The following is an 18,383-nucleotide window of genomic DNA, read 5'->3' on the forward strand; positions in this document are numbered from 1 at the left end:
ATGATTCCTTTTTATTTTTGAATAATTTTATATTCCCCAGATTTTAGATTACCCAGTGAATATTGACCAATTGACCAACGAATTAATCGAAGCGTTGGGAAACCGACCGCTGCCGTCATTCTTCTAATTTGCCGATTTTTTCCTTCTTTGATTGAAATTTCAACCCAGCTAGTCGGAATTGCCTTTCGTTCACGAATTGGTGGAGTCCGTTCCCAAAGCCAATCCGGTTCATCAATTAATTTTACTTTCGCAGGCAATGTTTTTCCATCTTTTAATAGAAGACCTTTTTGCAACTTTTGCGCTGCTTCTGACGAAAATTCTCCCTCTACTTGAACCAAATAAGTCTTGTAAGATTTTGATTTTGGATCTGTCAGTAAATGATTGAGCTTTCCATCATCTGTCAGTAAAAGTAAACCTTCACTATCTTTATCCAATCTTCCAGCAGCATAAACATTTGGTATTTTAATATAATCTTTTAAAGTTTTCCGCCCCTCTCCGTCAGTAAATTTTGTTAGTACATCATAAGGTTTATTAAATAATATAATCATAATTTTTTTGCAAAAGTTCATCTTTCTCAAATCTATTTCTATTAATTATTTTACCAAAAAAAATAATTATTAGCTTACAAACAGAGTCATAGCTAAGACTGATGGAGGAATTTTAATTGATTTACTGCTTTAAGACCAATAATAGAATAAAATATTAGAATATTTAATATTAGTATAAGCCCCTAATAAAATAATAAAAAACTCCCGTTTAAAATGAAAGTTTTTTATTTTAGAGTAAAAGGAAGTTTTTTTACTAAGCATTCGTTTCTTCTCTTTTTGAGTTTTTTATGTTTCCACAACAAAATAATGAAAATAAGACAAGTAGTAACAAACTGACGACTTATAATATCCTTGTTCAGGGATAGTAATCCTTAGAACATTCTTTCTTATAATGGTTTTGTTATAGACAAATTAAATTTTGAAACTTTTTATTTTTTAAATATTTTTAGTTGTAAAACTACGACTTTGCATTACTTTTAAAATTGCAGCAACAGTATCTAGTGATGTGAAAAGTGGAATACCGCGACTAATTGCTTCTTGGCGAATACGGAAACCATCGGTAGCCGTTGTTAATGAGGCACGAGTATTTCCCATTGTATTCACAACTGCTTGAACGCGTCCATGACGGATATCTTCAACTAATGTTCCTTCTTCATCTTCTCCACCAGCTAGTTTTTCAACTTCACGGACATAAAGTCCATTTTGCTTAAAGAATGCTGCAGTTCCTTGAGTTGCAACTAATGAATAACCTATTTCTGCGAAATCTTTAGCAAGTGCTAGCGTTTCTTCTTTATCTTCATCAGCAACTGTGAATAAGACCGAACCATAATCTGCCATGTGCAGTTTAGCGGCTTCAAATGATTTATAAAGTGCTTTTTCAAGGGTCACATCTGAACCCATTGCTTCACCTGTTGATTTCATTTCTGGACCAAGTAAGCTGTCAACTTTTGCTAGTTTTGTAAAGCTAAAGACTGGTGCTTTCACGTGAACCATATCAGGAGTTTCTGCTAAGCCCTCTGTGTAGCCTAAATCCTTCAAGTTTTTCCCTAAAATCATTTGTGTCGCCAATTGTGCCATTGGAATGTTTGTCACTTTAGATAAAAAGGGAACAGTCCGTGACGCGCGTGGATTTACCTCAATGACATAAACTTGTTCTTCAAAAATAACAAATTGAATGTTCATCATTCCGATGCAGTTCAAACCAATTGCTAATCGTTTAGTGTAATCAACAATTGTATCAATAATTTCTTGTGAAAAAGTTTGTGGTGGATAGACAGCCATTGAGTCACCTGAGTGAACCCCTGCTCGTTCAATATGTTCCATAATTCCTGGAAGAAGAACTTCTGTGCCATCACAGATTGCATCGACTTCACATTCACGTCCTTGTAAATAAGAATCAACGAGTACTGGATGTTCAGGTGAAGCTTTTACCGCACGATTCATGTAATCACGCAGGTCTTTTTCATTATTAATGATTTCCATTGCTCGACCGCCTAAAACAAAAGATGGGCGAATAAGGACTGGATAACCAATTTTATTGGCGTTAGCAACAGCTTCTTCTTCATTTGTTGCTGTAGCTCCTGGTGGTTGTGGAATCTCTAAATCTTGTAATGCTTTTTCAAATAAATCTCTGTCCTCAGCACGGTCTAAATCTTCAACTTGTGTTCCTAAAATTTTAACCCCAGCTTTAGAGAGAGGTTCCGCTAAATTGATAGCTGTTTGTCCGCCAAATTGAACAATCACGCCTTCTGGTTGTTCTAAGTCAATGATATTCATCACATCTTCAAAAGTTAGTGGTTCAAAATAGAGCTTATCTGAAATTGAGAAATCTGTCGAAACGGTTTCTGGATTAGAGTTGATGACAATTGCTTCTTTTCCAAGGGCTTGAAGTGCTTTTACACAGTGAACTGTCGCATAATCAAATTCAACTCCTTGTCCAATTCGGATGGGACCTGAGCCGAGTACAATTATTTTCTCTTTGCTTGAACGTTTAGATTCATTTTCCCATTCATAAGTTGAATAGAAGTAAGGTGTTGAGCTTTCAAATTCAGCCGCGCAAGTATCAACCATTTTGTAATCTGGAATAATTTGATTTTCTTGTCTACGACGTCTTACTTCTTCTGGACTAACGTTCCATAATTTGGCAATCTGACGGTCAGAAAATCCATTTTTCTTAGCCGTTTTTAAGAGTTCTGGTTCAAATATATTTACTTTTAATTGGTCTTCAATTTCGACGATATGGAGTAATTTATCAAGAAAGAAAATATCAATCTTGGTTAAATCAGCAATTTCTTCAATCGGAATTCCACGACGAATCGCTTCTGAAACATAGAAAAGTCGGTCATCTTGTGTTTTAACCATTTTTTCATAGAGGATTTCATCATCTGCTTCTTGTGCTTCTTGTAAATCATTATGAAAAACACCAATTTCAAGTGAGCGTACAGCTTTTAGTAGACTTTCTTCGATGTTACGTCCAATTGCCATGACTTCGCCTGTTGCTTTCATTTGTGTTCCTAGGTGGCGGTCACCATTTTCAAATTTATCAAATGGGAAGCGAGCGATTTTTGCTACAACGTAGTCAAGTGCTGGTTCAAACATGGCATAAGTTTTATTAGTGACTGGATTAATGATTTCATCTAGCGTCATCCCAATCGCAATTTTAGCAGACATTTTTGCAATTGGATATCCTGTTGCTTTAGAAGCTAAAGCTGATGAACGACTTACCCGTGGGTTAACTTCGATTACACGATATTCATAAGAGTGTGGGTCAAGGGCAAGTTGAACATTACATCCCCCTTCAATTTTTAGGGCACGAATAATATTTAGTGAAGCGTCACGAAGCATTTGATATTCGTTATCTGAGAGCGTTTGACTTGGTGCGAAAACGATTGAGTCACCTGTGTGGACTCCAACTGGGTCAAAATTTTCCATATTGCAGACAACAATCGCATTGTCAGCAGAATCACGCATAACTTCATATTCGATTTCTTTATAACCAGCAATTGATTCTTCAATTAGGCATTGTGTTACTGGAGAAAGTTTTAGTCCATTTGCCACAATCTCACGAAGTTCTTCTTCGGTATCACAAATTCCTCCACCTGTTCCACCCATGGTAAATGCTGGACGGACGATGATAGGATAACCAATTTTGTCAGCAATTTCAACAGCTTCATCAACCGTTGTTGCAATATCACTGGCACAGAGTGGCTCACCAATTCTTTCACATAATTCTTTAAAGAGCTCACGGTCTTCTGCTTGGTCAATGGCGCTTAATTTTGTTCCAAGAAGTTCAACATTAAGCTCTTCAAGAATTCCTGTTTTGGATAATTCCATTGCCATGTTAAGTCCTGTTTGTCCACCAAGTGTTGGCAATAAGGCATCAGGACGTTCCTTACGCAAAATTTTACTGACAAACTCTAAAGTAATTGGTTCAATATAGACAGTGTCAGCTATTTCTCTGTCAGTCATGATTGTTGCCGGATTTGAATTGACTAAAACAACTTCGTAGCCTTCTTCTTTAAGTGCAAGACAGGCTTGTGTTCCTGCATAATCAAATTCTGCGGCTTGACCAATAATGATTGGTCCAGAACCGATAATCATGATTTTTTTGATATCATTGCGTTTTGGCATTTGTTTTCTCCTTTGTAGTAAAGCATAACTTCGTTGCAAATGATTCACAACCCGCTTCGCTCCTTGCGCACTTTATTTTCAACATTAAAATGTCATAAATAAAGCAAAAACATCTGCCAGAAACCTAGCAGATGTGTCCTAAAATGCCTTAGCAACTTACTGACAGTTCTGTCAGTAACTTTTAAGGATAATATTTCTTGTTCACAACCTTGCTAGCCTCTCTGGACTAGATTAAAAGTTTTATTGTTTATTAGTTTAGCAAAATAATTGAGCTTTTACAAGTTTTAAAACACTTTTCCTTAAGAAATTAATTAAAGTAATTTTTGGATTTCTTCTTCCATTTCTTTAGGTTCCGTTTTTGGCGCAAAACGTTCAATAACATTTCCTTCTCGGTCAATTAAAAATTTTGTGAAATTCCATTTAATGGTCCCGCTAAGTGCCCCTTTTGCTTCTTTTTTCAAAAATTGATAAAGGGGATGTGCTTCTTTACCATTGACTTTAATTTTTTGAAACATGGGGAAAGTGACTCCATAATTTAACTGACAAAATTCATTGATCTCCGAATTTTCGCCAGCGTCTTGATTAGCAAATTGATTACAGGGAAAACCTAAAATTTCCAATCCTTGGTCTTTATAGTTTTCATACAACTTTTCAAGTCCTTCAAATTGCGGTGTAAAGCCACATTTACTTGCAGTGTTGACCACAATTACAACTTTGCCTTTAAAATTAGACATTGAAACAGTTTCGCCGTTCATTTTAACGGCACTAAAATCATAAAAATTCATTTGATTGCCTCCATGACTTTTATTTAATTATTTATTGACAATACCGATTCTGTCAGTAAAAATTTATGGCTGTCAGTAAAATTTTACTGACAGAAATTTTATCGCTTACTTCTTAACTAATTTTAGTATAACAAATATTGATTTTTAAGCCAAGAACTTGAATTTTATGTTAAACTATTTTTATGAAATATAAAACTCGACGAAGAAAACCAAATCGACGTCAATCCTTGTTAAAACAGCTCATCTTTATTTTCCTAGTTATTTTAGGAATCTTAGTCTATAATAAAATTTTTAATAACCAAGCACAAAAGCCGTCTGAAGCACAACTTCAAGAAATTAATGAACATAAATTCATCAAAGAAATTGCTCCACTCGCTCAAAAATCACAAAAAGAAAGTCAGGTACTCGCTTCTATCACCATCGCTCAGGCCTGTCTTGAGTCTAATTTTGGCAAAAGCGAACTTGCAAGCAAATATCATAATCTTTTTGGTGTCAAAGCATCTGGTGATGTGCCAAAGGTTTCGCTTGCTACGCAAGAATATGAAAATGGTCAGTGGGTCACTGTCCAAGGTGTTTTCCGTGTTTATCCAAATTTTGCTGACTCAGTTTCGGCACACACCCAGCTTTTCCTTTACGGAACAACTTGGAATTCTAAACAATACGCTTCGGTTCTTAGTGCAACTGATTATAAAACTGCTGCTAAAGCCGTTCAAAATTCTGGCTATGCAACAGACCCCACTTATGCTGACAAACTTATCAATATGATTGAAACTTATCATTTAAATCAATATGATAAAAGTTCAAGTATTTAAAAATCACTGACAGATTTTTGTCAGTGATTTTTTTAAAATTTTAATGTTTTTCAAAAACGCCTTTAATTGACTTGAGAATTTCCATACAGATTACAGCAATTACGGCAAGCCCTGCTGCTACAATCCATTGAGACCAACCAAAAGCAGCTGGAATTGAGAAAATTTCTCTGAGGAATGGAAGAGTAGTCAAGCTGTATAAAGCAAGACAGAAAGTCACAGCCATCAAAACGTACTTATTCGTTGTAAAACCAAGTTTTAAAATATTTTGTGAATTTGAACGTGCAGCAAAAGTTTGCAAAGTACGTGCCAAAATCAAAGTTGTAAAGGCCATAGCCACACCCATTTCAGGTGATGTTTTTTGTCCAACATATTGTGAAATAATCGCCGCAATCCCAATCAATGAACCCCGAATCAAAATAACCCGCATTAACCCATTGGCAAAGATTCCTTCATTTAACTGACGAGGAGCTTTTTCCATAACATCTGGTTCTGCTTTTTCCATCCCTAAGGCAATTGCTGGGACAGAGTCATTGACCAAGTTAATAAATAAAAGTTGCAAAGCAGTAAATGGATTGACCCAGCCCACGACCAAAGCAAAGACAATCGCAATAATCGCTCCTAAGTTTCCAGAGAAAAGGTAACTAATTGATTTTTTGATATTATCATAAACCACACGACCAATTGATACAGCAGAAACAATTGATACGAAATTATCATCAGTCAAAATCATACTTGACGCATCTTTTGCTACATCTGTTCCTGAACCCATTGCAATCCCAATATTAGCTTGTTTCAGGGCTGGAGCATCATTTACACCATCACCAGTCATCGCGGTTACTTGATGCTCATTTTGCCAAGCACGAACAATCCGAATTTTATTTTCAGGAGACACACGAGCATAAACCGAAATCTTTTCTAAATTTTCACGAAGTTCATCCTCAGTCAGTGCGTCAAGTTCTTGACCAGTGAGCGCCATATCTCCTTCGTTCATCAAACCAATATCTTTGGCAATGGCTTGTGCTGTCGTTTTGTGGTCACCCGTAATCATAATCGTTTTAATGCCGGCTTTTTTTGCTTCAGCAATAGAATCATAAACAGCCTCACGAGGTGGGTCAATCATTGCTGACAGACCAATCAGAATCAAATCATTTTCGTCAGTAAGTGTGAGTTCAGTCTTATTATCACTGACAGGTTTGTAAGCATAAGCTAATACACGAAGCGCTTTTTGACTGAAAGCTTCATTTTGAGCTTGAAATTTCTCTTTCAATTCAGGAGTAAATTCTTGCACTTTTCCATCCAAGAAAACTTGATTACAGCGATTAAAGAGTACATCTGGGCCACCTTTAACAAAAATTGTTTTCTGACCTTCAAAATCATTGATTGTACTCATCAATTTACGTTCTGAATCAAATGGAAATTCAGCCAGACGTGGTGATTTTTCTCTTAAATCTTGATATGGATAACCGATTTTATCACTGTAAGCAATTAAAGCCACTTCAGTAGGGTCACCAAGTAGCTGACCTTCTTGTGAAAATGATGAATCATTACAAAGCACCATTGCATTAAGTAACAATTTTTGGTCTGCCTGTGTTAAATCTGTCAGTTCTTTACTGCCTTGCGTTGGCAAGAAAGAATCAACAACGGTCATTTTGTTTTGAGTCAAAGTTCCGGTTTTGTCAGTACAAATGACTGAAGTTGAACCCAATGTTTCTACAGCTGGCAAATTACGCATAATCGCATGCTGTTTTGCCATTTTATTTGTTCCAACAGATAAAACGATTGTAACAACAGATGAAAGAGCTTCAGGAATTGCAGCAACCGCAACCGCAACTGCAAACATGAATGAATCAAGAACAGCCTTTTGCATATCAGCCGTTTGATTTGTCGTAAAGAGTCTCAAAATTTGAACAGCAAAAATTAAAGCACAGAGCGCTAAAATTGCCCAACCTAATTGTTTCCCAAATTTTTCCAATTTTTGTTGAAGTGGCGTTTGTTTAGCTTCCGCAGTTTCCAACATTTGAGCAATTTTACCAATCTCAGTTTGCTCAGCAATTGCTGTTACAAGAAAATCTGCTCGTCCATAAACAACAAGACTTGAACTGAAGACCATATTCTTGCGGTCACCAAGTGCAACTTCTCCCTCAATGACATCTGAAAATTTTTCAACCGGTTCAGACTCACCTGTCAGCATTCCTTCTTCGACACGTAAGTTTTGAACATCAATTAAACGTCCATCTGCTGGAATAAAATCACCGGCCTCAAGTGAAACAATATCGCCAACAACAAGCTCACGCGCAGGAATTGATGTTTTCTCTCCATTACGTAAAACTTTAGCTGAGGGTGCCGACATCTGTCTCAAAGCATCTAAAGAACTTTCTGCTCGTTTAGTTTGCACGACCGCAACCACTGAATTAATCATCAAAACAATGAAAATAACAAGTGATTCAACAAATTCCCCCAAGAAAAGTTGGACAAAAGCAACTAAAAGTAAGATGATAACCATTGGGTCTTTCAAAGTATCAATAAAAAGTTCCCAAGTTGAAGTTTTTTTCTTTTCTTTCAATTCATTGAAACCATCTTTAGCTTGACGATTTTCAACTTCTTTTGGGCTCAAACCTTCGAATTGACTTTTAGTTTCCTCTAAAACTTCATTGACGGATTGATTGTAAGGCTGCATAATGATTCTCCTTTATTTCTAACTGATATCATGAGAGGTTTTACAAAAAAAGACCTCTGCCAGATATCAAAACTGGCAAAGGTCTTGCTAAACATACATAAGTATGTCAACAAAGCCGGTGAGAATCTCACGAATTGACGACTTTGTTTCGGTCTTACCGACGCTACTCCCCTTTGGAATATTTAAGTTACCCTCATTTTATTAAAAATGGGCTTTTTTGTCAAGTTATTTTCTTATTTTTTAAATACAAATCTATGATTATGATTGATTTCTAATAAATTTAATAGCTTCTCGATTCTGTTCTTTTAAATCAATTCCTTGTGCTTTAGCCGCAAAAATACATCCACAATAACATTGACGATAAACATCGTATTCTTTACACATCTCTACTGAACGTTTATAACCATTATTCTTCTTAAAATCACTTGGAAGATAATTCACATCATAAATCTTTTGAATATCAAGACCAATTTCATTAATTAATTGGCTATTCTTCTTTGGTGATAAAGTCAAAGCACTACCAAAATAATCAAAACCAAGTTCTAAAGCCTTCTCAGCAACTATATCCAATCGCATTTCAAAACAAGAGGTGCAACGTTTCCCACCCTCAGGTTCATTTTCTAAATGTTTTTGACGAACCATTTGTAAAAAGACATTTGGTTCATATTCGGCAGCAATAAATTGAACATTATTTCCTGTCCGTTCATTAAAATCTTTTACAAATTGTTCTTGAACCATTTTTCTTCTTGTATATTCAGTTGACGGATGAATATTTGAATTAGCAAAATAAATCGTCACATCGGCTGATTGCGTAAGGTATTCTAATGAATAAGTACTACAAGGGGCACAACAAGAATGAAGCAAAATTTTGGGACGAACAGAATCTCTTTCCCAACTTTCACGAACTTTTTGAAAAACACGATCATAATTTATTTTTTGATTAGGATTCATTTTTTCAATGATATTTAAACTATTTTCCATCATTATATCCTTAAATTCTCTCTATTTCTGTCAATTATTATATCACATTTTGAAATAAAAAATGACCTCTTTCAAGAGGTCACTATTGGTTATTATATCTGTTAAATCAAATTCTTGGAAATTTGAAAAATCTAAGAGATATTGGATAAGATAATTCTACCCATTTTCGAGTTCGCTTTCAATACCATTTATTGGTAACTTTTGTTAATCACAAAAATATCTACTCACTAAAAGAACTATTTTTTCTTTTTCTCGCTAAACTTTTTTCCAATTTTTTATTTTTACTTTTTATAAAAGCCGTAAAAGTTAAACTTGAAACCCCTGTTATTAACCAAGTTTCCCAACCATCTTTAGCATTAAATCTAGCAAATATTGAAATTTCTTTAACTATTTCTTTCCAGAATTCCGTCACTACTTCTTCCACTTCCATGTGTGAATTTGAATAAAAATGAGCACCAATTATTAATAAAAACAAAATACCCCAACCAATTATATAAGACCAATTCTTTTTCATCAAAACAATCGGACGTTGATATTTATCCTCTTTTCCCTCATCTTTAAATTCAACTTTTGAAGCTTGCAGCCATCCCACCAAAAATGATAAAAAGAGTAATATAATAGCCACCATTATATTTTCTTCACCCCAAGTCATCGTGATAAAAAACATCAGCGTTGAATACAAAGGCAAAATAATTAATTCAAGCCTGCTAACTTTTTCAAATTCGAACGAATGTTTTGATAACCTAAAAGTCAAATAAAATAATAGGATATAAGATCCAATTTTTAACATAAATACTCCTTCTGCATTCTATATTATATTATAAAATTCAAAATGATTCTCAAACTTTTGAATGATTTTCATAAAAAAATGACCTTAAACAAATTCCTGATAAGATCAAAAATTGTTTAGATCATTTTAAAAACTGTCATTTATTGAACCATGGAAGTATCCATATAAACTTTAGATATAATTCTGTAACCAGTCTCACAATTTACCTCTTTAATCTCTAAATTACCATCAGAATTAATTCTAAATTCGTTAATTAATGTTTTGTTAGCATTATCGGCACCCCCATTAGCGGAAGGTGTATAATCGATTTTAAAAGCCTTCACATTTGCGATACTACCATCAGTAACCGTTTCTAAATCATAAACCACATCAATCCCAGGTTTCAACCCCTTTTGTTCAAATAAAACATCTTGAACAGCTACTACCCACATATTTATTTGATTCGTTGTTAATTGATTCTGTTTAATTTCTGGAAAACTTTGTGATACAACTTTCATTCCCGGATAATGTTCAAAGTCAATCGCTTCAAGTTCTCCTGAGCTATTAACTTTATAAGAGTTAACGGAATCAATTCGTGTCGCAGTGTAATCTATTTTTGCTTGATACAAATTATTATCACTTTTAGAAACAGTAATTCGAAGAGGATGAGTATCTTGCATTTGATTGCTCTGCGTGATTGCTACCCATTGCTCAAATTGATTTTCAGTTAAATTCTTTGTGTCCACACTCAACTGACTTTGAGTTGTTTCTTCTTGACTGCTACTTGATGATTGGCTGCTTGAACTTTTCTGACTTTCTTTTATTTCACTAGTTTTTGAAGTCATTTCCTTTTTTGAGCTACTTTTTAAACTAGAAGTATTTGTCTTTACTCCACCAGTTTCATTATGTTTTACTAATGCAAAGCTTACTCCACCAATAAGTAAAACTGCCACCGCTCCAATAGCAGCAAATTGCCTTTTTGTTAACTTTTTCATCTGATACTCCTCCTAAAATCATTCTAGCTTAAATTAATCTAAATATCTATTATTTAGATATATTTCTTTGTATTCTTTTCATAATCTAAAACAGAATCTGCTCCATTTAGCCAAACTTATGAATTCAATCAAGGAAAATTATCTTTAATTTTAATAATGAAGCAAATAAAATTAATGACATTCGTATAATTGACACTAATAGCACATCTCGTTTATAGCCAAATTAGATCCAAATAACTTTACAGAATCATCTGTACTCACCTATTTTAAAGCTTTCTTTGGTGCAGACGCAGAAAACTATAGTTTCCTTCCTGATAAAGATGGAGATACTTGCATAATTAGTGTAATTTCCAATAAAATACTTGCAAGTGGTGGAAGTGGAACAGTGGGATTTTATCAAGTTTTGCCAGATGGGTCTTTCTATCTAGTCACTCGTGATTCAACTAACAACACCTATATAAGATATTAATAAAAAGCTAATAAGCTCTTTCTATAACAGAGTTTATTAGCTTTTTTTGCTATAATTATAAGTATGAATAAAAGCAGAATAGAGGCGCTTACTGACGGAATATTTGCCGTAGTAATGACCCTAACAGTTTTAGAATTTAAAGTCCCAGAAGACGGAAATCTTTTTTCACCCAATGTATTACTTATGCTCCTTATTTATGTCACTACTTTTGTTGCTCTTGCTTCCATTTGGAACTCACTGCACCATGTAATGACATTTATCAAATCAAATAAAATTGATGAGTTAATTCTCTGGTCTAATCATTGGATTCTACTTATTGTTTGTCTCTTCCCCTTTTCAACTGTTGCACACGCAGAACATCCAAACTCTTTGACTGCAAGTTTAGCCTATGTTTCAACCTATTTAATTCCTTGGATTAGTTTGATTGTTTTCAGTCAAATAATTTATAAACAATACAATGGGAGTGCTACTCTTCGAAAGAGAAATCTGGAAAGAATTAAAATCTTTCTAGTCTTTTTACTACCTGGAGCTCTGATATCACTTGTTTGGTTGTACGCTCTGCCAATAGTGACTATTTTAATGGCAATAAATTGGGGAAGACATAGCAATTTTGATTAAGCGTCTAAACAACGCTTTTTTTATTACCGTTTTGCGATTTATAGATTTCTTGACTCCAAACAATTTATTTCTGAAATATAAATGAGTATTTCCTCAAAACTGACCTTACATAAACGTAAGTTATGCCTTCTATTTTCCATATTAAAATAGATAAGTAAAATATATTTTTGTGAGGTACTTTTTTGAAACAACGTTTTGGTTTATCTGGCTATCAACTTAAAATAATAGCAATCATCTTCATGCTACTTGACCATATTTACCTAGAAGTTCTTCTAGGACTTCCTGGGATACCCGATTTTTCTATCTTAGATATGGCATCCCGATTTGTCTCTCCTCTCTTCTTTTTTCTAATGATTGAAGGGTTCTTTTATACCCGAAGTCGAAAAAAATATCTAACACGCCTTCTAGTTGCTGGAGCAGTCATGGCTCTCGGAAATTTAGTCATACATTATCTCATGAATGTCTCCATAAGTTTTTTTACTATCCTTAATCCAAATATCTTTCTGAGTTTAGCCTGTGGTTTTGGTGCTGTATGGCTCCTTGATACTATTATAGAAAAGAAGAAAATATTGCTGATTTTTCCGCTCATTTTCGTTTCAGCTCTTTCAATATTTACAGAAGCAAGTTTAGTTGCTCTAATCCTTCCATATTTAATGTACGCATCACGTAAAAGTGGAAAAGATTGGATTCTTTATATTGGTACACTACTTTTATCAATCTTATTTCTTCTACAGGCCTTTTCTTTTGACACTTCCATGTCGCTTTGGCAAAGTATTTCTCTTAACCCAGAATTCCTAATCATCACCGTTCTTCCTTTTATTTACCTATACAATGGCAAAAAGGGTGGTCGCTCTTCAACCTTTGAAAAATATTTTTTCTATGGTTTTTATCCAATACATATCTGGATTTTATTTATTATTGGTCACTTACTAAACCACTAAATAAATTTGAAATAAAAAAACGCTAATCGCAGCGTTTTTTTATCCTTAAAGAAGTTAATTTTAGGTTCAAAGCGATAGCAAAAGAACTATTAAAGTTACAAGTGCCGGTAAAGCTTGAACAAATAATATTTTTTTCGTCACTGTCAAAGCACCATAGATTCCAACTAAGATGACAAAAAGCATCGCAATAATAAAAACGGAAGTAGCTGCATTCATTATGGCTAGTACTATAATCATCAAACCAAAACCAAGGTTATAAATCCCTTGGTTGGAGAGCGCAACCTGTAATGTCTTATTTTTTAATTCAGATTCATCAAAACCAAAAGCGTCAGCTTGTAACTTTGTTCCTCCAAACATCTCAATAAATCCAAACAATAAATGCTCTATTCCTACAATAATTATTAAAATAAGTGATATCATAAATTTCTCCTCAACTAGATTATATCAGTATAAATTAGATATAAAAAATAAAAAGAACTATCACTAATGATAGGTCTTTTTATTATAAACTGATTCTTATCCTTGAACGATAGTTACACCACAAGGTGCATGATTGACAACATAATTCGTCGTAGATCCTGCAAGTAATCTATCAAACGCTCCTGCTCCTGTTGCCCCCATGACAATTAAATCAATATCGTTTTCCTTAGCATATTGAACAATTTCTCGTTTTGGAGAACCCGATAAAATTTGCGTTTTGAATTTAGATTCTGCTGGAATAATAGAGCCTACTTTGAGTAAAATATCATTTGCCAACTTATCCAATCCTGGAGTCTCAACAATACCATAGTTAGCAATGCCATAATATCGCACTAAATCTTTAACGGTCAATACAATTAACTCCGCTTCAGACCATTGCGCTAACATCACTCCTTCTCGAACCGCATTATAAGCTTGGTCAGAACCATCGACAGGAACTAATATTTTTTTATACTGTTTCGCCATAATAATACCTCCACCTATTCTTATAATTTTATTATAATACTATCACTAACAAAATGAAAGCGATAAACATTATATAATAAATGAAAATAAAAAGCTGACCGAAATCAGTTAAAACTTATTTATTTTTTATATGCTTTAAGTTCTTCTTCTTTAAAATACAATTGTTGACTTCCGTTAAACCTAACTAAGATTCCTGCTTTGTTTTCAGCGATTACTGTACCGATAATTCCTTTATATCTTGTTTCTGGTAAATTTACTAATTGTCCGATTTTATACTTCATTTTTACTCCTTTTTAATAGATAAAATAAATCATTTTTCAATCATTTTAACTTTTTCTTTTATTAAATCTCTTGTTTTTCTAAACTCAGCCAAAATTTCTGTTTCTGTCCCTGTCGCACAAGCAGGGTCTTGTAAGTCCCAGTGTTCGTGATTAACTCCTTTAGGAATCATCGGATATTTATCAAGAGCATCTCCACATAAAGTAATTATCAAATCACATTCATTAAAATAATCTAAATCAATTAGCTCAGATTTCTGAGAAGAAATATCTATTCCCTCTTCTGCCATTACTTTAACTGCACGGGGATTTAAACCATGCGTTTCTATCCCTGCGGACCGAACCTCCCACCCTTCCAAATTTTTATGCCCATAACCTTCGGCAATTTGAGAACGACAAGAGTTACCTGTACAAAGAAAATATACTTTTTTCATAATAATACTCCACTTATTTTTATTAACATATTATATAATAATTTATATTTTTTCTCTTAGTTGACAGTTGACTATTCCACCTTTCAACGATGAGAAGGCGAGGGGCGATAATAACATGAAAAACCCACCATTGGCGGGCCATTTAAAGAAATCTTCATATAGGAAGATGATGGATAAGATAACCAATATACATTGGCTGTCTAAGGAGGATGTGGGATTCGAACCCACGCACGCTTTTACACGCCTGACGGTTTTCAAGACCGTTCCCTTCAGCCAGGCTTGGGTAATCCTCCATTGATTAATAAAGTATATCGTTTTTATCTATTGTTACAAAAACAAACCAAGTAGGCACCCAATACAATACAAAGAAATTTTATCTGTACATAAAAATCTTTTGACTTCCTATTTTCAATCGGTAAACCTTTAGCTAATATTCTGCAGCTGGCGAAAATTTACGGCTAAAGAAGCTCAATATGCAGTAAATAATTTTCCAGCATAAAATAGCTACTTCTAAATTTTGTGATTAAAGATATATTTAATTCAAAAAAAATAAAACTCCTTATTGTAATGAGGAGTTTTTAATATATTTATCTAATACTCTGTAAATTTTTACTATCAAATTCTTAGGCTCCTCTTCTATCATATCAGCTTTTCCCATGAACCAGTTTTTACTAATCGAGATAATTTTTTATTTTAAGTTTATCATTCGTTCACTGTGGAACCCTAATATCAAATTATGAGCGTAAGGAATGCTATTATTAGTTAATAATAGGTAATAATATTAGTGCTAAAATATTTTTTAGTTTAATAAAGCTAGTCGAGTTAGTTTTATTGTTACTCATTTACTGGCCTCTCATTCTTAGTAAATTTAAGTTTTTTTGTTAGCTTTTGTTAACGACAAAATATTTTATCTAGTGTTATAATAATCATGGCCAAAGAAAACTATTTTATTGACTATATTTGCTATTTACACATTATCTTTTTATAATCAGAATCCGGCCAATTTTGAAATAATTTCTTCTACTATTTTGTTGTCTAGTAGAGGTTTTTTATTTTCTTCATCAATATATTGTGAACTAAATTTATATTTTGATGACTAGTATTTGAATTTCCCTATCCTTCTTATAATTCCAATTATTTTGTAATTACAATGCTTAAAAAATCTCAATCAATAAATTAGAAATAGTGTCTAAGAAGATGTATCATATCATACTAATTTTATAAAACTTATTATTCGTTTAAGCTAAAATTGATAGAATTATAATGTACCATTCTAAAATATAGAAATCATGATTTATTTTTAACTTAAAAGATCTGGTACACATCAATTCCACTAGTTTTTAAAATTCTAGCGGTTTTTTTATAAAAAAGCGTCTAAAGTGATAGGCGACTGGAATAAATTCATTACACACTTCTTTTCTTAATGAATAATAAAAAGACGTCTAATTAATTTAAACGTCTTGCTACACACTGAAATATCTTATAGAATAAATTACTTTATAAGACAGAAATTGGTGTATAGATAATTCAATTATATGAAGTTGTATAGATATTTTCAAGTAAAATGGTCGATTATAAAAATAAAAATGGCAGCAGATGACTGACATTATATTCAGAATTTTAATTTTATTTAGATTAAATCAAACTTTGTAGGTATAATTTTATCTGTTCATTATTACTTATTTATTGTTGTTTTAATATGAATTAGTGTATTTCATAGGTAACACGGAATAAACTGCACAGAAATATTGGTGAAGTACAGCAGCTATATTTGATTATAGCAAGTATAAGCCCAATTATTCTCGTACTTTTTGTTTACACGATGATATCTAATAAATCGCTAGATAACTTAACTTGCACAATCATTTGAATATTAGTTATTGCTTTCGCCACATTGTTATAAAAAAAATAAAATAAAACCCTGACCAAAGTCAGGGTTATTTTTAATAATTTTTTTATTTAGTATAAGCGTTAAATGCTATTCCTTCATTTTTCCAGCCGGCTTTTATCAAAGAATCTCTTTCAAAAGAGCTCATTGTAAAGTGATGCGAACCTACTTTTGCATTTGGATTATAAAGACGATAAACAGGGACTCCAGTATTCGCTTTAGCAACTGGGAATCTAAATGCTGTTCCATCATTATTCCACCCAATAGAAACAAGGCTAGCAGCTTCAAAATCACTTGTTGTATAATGGTGGCCACCTGCATTCGGGTTATATAAACGTTGCACAACTGGATATCCTGAGTATGGAGGTTCAGTTAATGGGATATAAAATGCGACTCCTTCAGATTTCCATCCCGCTTTTTCTAAAGTTAGAATCTCCCAACCAGCAGGTGTAAGTAAATGTTCACCTGAATTTGGATTATAAACTCTATATAATCTTTCGTGAAGTGGATCTGTATCTGCAGAAACTTGGTGTGCATTAATAACCCCTCCCATTATAAATGCCATTGCTGCTAAAATTACTAAACCTATTTTTTTCATAATATCCTCCTAGACATCACATTTATATATATAAATAAAACAAGAATCCTCAAAAATATTGTGAGTCCTTTAATAATTCAACGATTAGAGTATATCACTTTAAGCTAAGCATTACAAAAACAAACCCATTTCGTAACCAAACCAATACAAAGACTCAAAAGCCGTACATAAAAAGCACCACAGGTGGTGCTTGGAAGTATTTCTGAAAGAATTTCTTTTGAATAAATTCTTTATAGATTTTTTTTATAAGAACCAAAATAATATCACGATAAAAACTATACTCGTTACTTTTAAAGTAATCTTTTCCATTTGTTTTAATTCATCAAATTTCGGTTTAAGATATTCAAAGAAAAAACATTGAACCTATCAGAATTGACGCATTTAGACACATCCATGCTAGCTTACTATTTGATTCAGGTATGACTTTTAAACAAGTTTAATATAGATGATTAAAAAACTACTATGAATGTTTATACGCATATCACAGAATTCACTAAAGATAATATCGGAGATAAATTCTCTGCATACATTGACTTTTAACTAGCTAAAAATAGCTAGTTTTTTATATTTTTTGGGTCTGCTTTTGGGTCTGCCTTTTTTTGTATTTTAACTATCTACAACTATTTTCAAAAAACAAAAACCGCTCTATTGAACGATTACTAATACTTTTGGATTCTATAAAATCCATTCAATGGAGGCGAGGGGAGTTTCTAAAACGCTATTATAAAAGAGTTAGCAAGATTTCCCCCCTCTTTTTTTCACTCTCCATTTATTTATGGTTCTTGCTGGACTCGAACCAGCGACCGAACGGTTAGCTACCAACTGAGCTAAAGAACCTAGTATGATAATCTGTAGCACTTATCTTGGTTATTATATAAGATCTGGGTGGATGGAACTGCAGATTATCAAGTGTGTGTAATTGAATGTTTTTCTCATCCACTAAAACTATTATAACACACTACTATAAATAATTGACAATTGTCTGAAAAATTGTTAATATTTAAATTGTTAGTAC

The 18,383-nt window shown here is 33.2% G+C and carries 15 protein-coding genes, 2 tRNA genes and 1 pseudogene; 4 read left to right on the forward strand and 14 right to left on the reverse strand.

Annotation, left to right across the window (positions count from 1 at the left end):
• Positions 1 to 11: 11 nt before the first annotated feature.
• The 3 genes from PYW37_RS07290 to PYW37_RS07300 form a co-directional block, all read right to left on the reverse strand.
• Positions 12 to 548 (reverse strand): rRNA large subunit pseudouridine synthase E, encoded by a 537-nt coding sequence (locus PYW37_RS07290; protein WP_025017118.1) that lies wholly within the window; start codon positions 546 to 548, stop codon positions 12 to 14.
• A gap of 435 nt (positions 549 to 983) precedes the next feature.
• The gene (carB, locus tag PYW37_RS07295) at positions 984 to 4,178 is read right to left on the reverse strand and encodes a carbamoyl-phosphate synthase large subunit (protein ID WP_023189148.1); all 3,195 of its coding nucleotides are present in this window, start codon (positions 4,176 to 4,178) and stop codon (positions 984 to 986) included.
• A gap of 311 nt (positions 4,179 to 4,489) precedes the next feature.
• Positions 4,490 to 4,963: a glutathione peroxidase gene (locus PYW37_RS07300; RefSeq protein ID WP_023189147.1), complete on the reverse strand. Its 474-nt coding sequence runs from the start codon at positions 4,961 to 4,963 to the stop codon at positions 4,490 to 4,492.
• Between the two features lie 182 nt (positions 4,964 to 5,145).
• On the opposite strand from PYW37_RS07300, the gene PYW37_RS07305 reads away from it, so the two are divergent.
• Entirely contained in the window at positions 5,146 to 5,775 is a 630-nt protein-coding gene (locus PYW37_RS07305; protein WP_012897981.1) for a glycoside hydrolase family 73 protein, read from the forward strand.
• A 40-nt stretch (positions 5,776 to 5,815) separates the two neighbouring features.
• Here PYW37_RS07305 and yoaB read toward each other — a convergent pair whose 3' ends face one another.
• From yoaB to PYW37_RS07325, 4 genes are all read right to left on the reverse strand, one after another.
• The gene (gene yoaB / locus PYW37_RS07310) at positions 5,816 to 8,452 is read right to left on the reverse strand and encodes a cation-translocating P-type ATPase (RefSeq protein ID WP_017864606.1); all 2,637 of its coding nucleotides are present in this window, start codon (positions 8,450 to 8,452) and stop codon (positions 5,816 to 5,818) included.
• A gap of 258 nt (positions 8,453 to 8,710) precedes the next feature.
• A complete protein-coding gene (locus PYW37_RS07315; RefSeq protein ID WP_023189145.1) occupies positions 8,711 to 9,433 on the reverse strand; it encodes an epoxyqueuosine reductase QueH in 723 nt (240 codons plus the stop codon).
• Between the two features lie 220 nt (positions 9,434 to 9,653).
• The gene (locus PYW37_RS07320) at positions 9,654 to 10,223 is read right to left on the reverse strand and encodes a hypothetical protein (RefSeq protein ID WP_025017119.1); all 570 of its coding nucleotides are present in this window, start codon (positions 10,221 to 10,223) and stop codon (positions 9,654 to 9,656) included.
• 140 nt (positions 10,224 to 10,363) lie between these two features.
• A complete protein-coding gene (locus tag PYW37_RS07325; RefSeq protein ID WP_023189143.1) occupies positions 10,364 to 11,197 on the reverse strand; it encodes a hypothetical protein in 834 nt (277 codons plus the stop codon).
• 532 nt (positions 11,198 to 11,729) lie between these two features.
• Here PYW37_RS07325 and PYW37_RS07330 point away from each other — a divergent pair.
• Both PYW37_RS07330 and PYW37_RS07335 read left to right on the forward strand, forming a co-directional pair.
• Positions 11,730 to 12,284: a TMEM175 family protein gene (locus PYW37_RS07330; RefSeq protein ID WP_023189142.1), complete on the forward strand. Its 555-nt coding sequence runs from the start codon at positions 11,730 to 11,732 to the stop codon at positions 12,282 to 12,284.
• Between the two features lie 182 nt (positions 12,285 to 12,466).
• Positions 12,467 to 13,225, forward strand: a complete 759-nt coding sequence (locus PYW37_RS07335; RefSeq protein WP_003130487.1) for a TraX family protein — start codon at positions 12,467 to 12,469, stop codon at positions 13,223 to 13,225.
• Positions 13,226 to 13,291: 66 nt separating this feature from the next.
• Here PYW37_RS07335 and PYW37_RS07340 read toward each other — a convergent pair whose 3' ends face one another.
• The 6 genes from PYW37_RS07340 to PYW37_RS07365 form a co-directional block, all read right to left on the reverse strand.
• The gene (locus PYW37_RS07340) at positions 13,292 to 13,645 is read right to left on the reverse strand and encodes a DUF1304 domain-containing protein (protein ID WP_021469905.1); all 354 of its coding nucleotides are present in this window, start codon (positions 13,643 to 13,645) and stop codon (positions 13,292 to 13,294) included.
• 96 nt (positions 13,646 to 13,741) lie between these two features.
• Complete coding sequence (locus PYW37_RS07345) at positions 13,742 to 14,170, reverse strand: universal stress protein (protein ID WP_003130484.1); 429 nt, start codon at positions 14,168 to 14,170, stop codon at positions 13,742 to 13,744.
• Positions 14,171 to 14,289: 119 nt separating this feature from the next.
• Positions 14,290 to 14,451 carry a hypothetical protein gene (locus PYW37_RS07350; RefSeq protein ID WP_003130483.1) on the reverse strand — a complete coding sequence of 54 codons (162 nt, stop codon included), beginning with the start codon at positions 14,449 to 14,451 and terminating at the stop codon, positions 14,290 to 14,292.
• A gap of 29 nt (positions 14,452 to 14,480) precedes the next feature.
• Entirely contained in the window at positions 14,481 to 14,882 is a 402-nt protein-coding gene (arsC, locus tag PYW37_RS07355) for an arsenate reductase (thioredoxin) (RefSeq protein ID WP_023189141.1), read from the reverse strand.
• Between the two features lie 203 nt (positions 14,883 to 15,085).
• Positions 15,086 to 15,175: transfer RNA gene (locus PYW37_RS07360), tRNA-Ser, on the reverse strand.
• 1,662 nt (positions 15,176 to 16,837) lie between these two features.
• Complete coding sequence (locus PYW37_RS07365) at positions 16,838 to 17,368, reverse strand: hypothetical protein (protein ID WP_023189140.1); 531 nt, start codon at positions 17,366 to 17,368, stop codon at positions 16,838 to 16,840.
• Positions 17,369 to 17,724: 356 nt separating this feature from the next.
• Between PYW37_RS07365 and PYW37_RS07370 the strand changes: the two are divergent.
• A pseudogene (locus tag PYW37_RS07370) lies at positions 17,725 to 17,908 on the forward strand (site-specific integrase); the annotation flags it as partial.
• Between the two features lie 236 nt (positions 17,909 to 18,144).
• Here the strand turns inward: PYW37_RS07370 and PYW37_RS07375 are convergent.
• Positions 18,145 to 18,205, reverse strand: a tRNA-OTHER gene (locus PYW37_RS07375).
• Between the last annotated feature and the right edge of the window lie 178 nt (positions 18,206 to 18,383).

The sequence above is a fragment of the Lactococcus lactis genome, from assembly GCF_029023865.1.
Taxonomy (GTDB): Bacteria; Bacillota; Bacilli; order Lactobacillales; family Streptococcaceae; genus Lactococcus; species Lactococcus lactis.

Excerpts from the sequence above, each read along its gene's own strand:
- PYW37_RS07290 (WP_025017118.1), bottom strand. The coding sequence starts at position 548 with ATGATTATATTATTTAATAAACCTTATGATGTACTAACAAAATTTACT.
- carB (WP_023189148.1), bottom strand. The coding sequence starts at position 4,178 with ATGCCAAAACGCAATGATATCAAAAAAATCATGATTATCGGTTCTGGA.
- PYW37_RS07300 (WP_023189147.1), bottom strand. The coding sequence starts at position 4,963 with ATGAATTTTTATGATTTTAGTGCCGTTAAAATGAACGGCGAAACTGTT.
- PYW37_RS07305 (WP_012897981.1), top strand. The coding sequence starts at position 5,146 with ATGAAATATAAAACTCGACGAAGAAAACCAAATCGACGTCAATCCTTG.
- yoaB (WP_017864606.1), bottom strand. The coding sequence starts at position 8,452 with ATGCAGCCTTACAATCAATCCGTCAATGAAGTTTTAGAGGAAACTAAA.
- PYW37_RS07315 (WP_023189145.1), bottom strand. The coding sequence starts at position 9,433 with ATGGAAAATAGTTTAAATATCATTGAAAAAATGAATCCTAATCAAAAA.
- PYW37_RS07320 (WP_025017119.1), bottom strand. The coding sequence starts at position 10,223 with ATGTTAAAAATTGGATCTTATATCCTATTATTTTATTTGACTTTTAGG.
- PYW37_RS07325 (WP_023189143.1), bottom strand. The coding sequence starts at position 11,197 with ATGAAAAAGTTAACAAAAAGGCAATTTGCTGCTATTGGAGCGGTGGCA.
- PYW37_RS07330 (WP_023189142.1), top strand. The coding sequence starts at position 11,730 with ATGAATAAAAGCAGAATAGAGGCGCTTACTGACGGAATATTTGCCGTA.
- PYW37_RS07340 (WP_021469905.1), bottom strand. The coding sequence starts at position 13,645 with ATGATATCACTTATTTTAATAATTATTGTAGGAATAGAGCATTTATTG.
- PYW37_RS07345 (WP_003130484.1), bottom strand. The coding sequence starts at position 14,170 with ATGGCGAAACAGTATAAAAAAATATTAGTTCCTGTCGATGGTTCTGAC.
- PYW37_RS07350 (WP_003130483.1), bottom strand. The coding sequence starts at position 14,451 with ATGAAGTATAAAATCGGACAATTAGTAAATTTACCAGAAACAAGATAT.
- arsC (WP_023189141.1), bottom strand. The coding sequence starts at position 14,882 with ATGAAAAAAGTATATTTTCTTTGTACAGGTAACTCTTGTCGTTCTCAA.
- PYW37_RS07365 (WP_023189140.1), bottom strand. The coding sequence starts at position 17,368 with ATGAAAAAAATAGGTTTAGTAATTTTAGCAGCAATGGCATTTATAATG.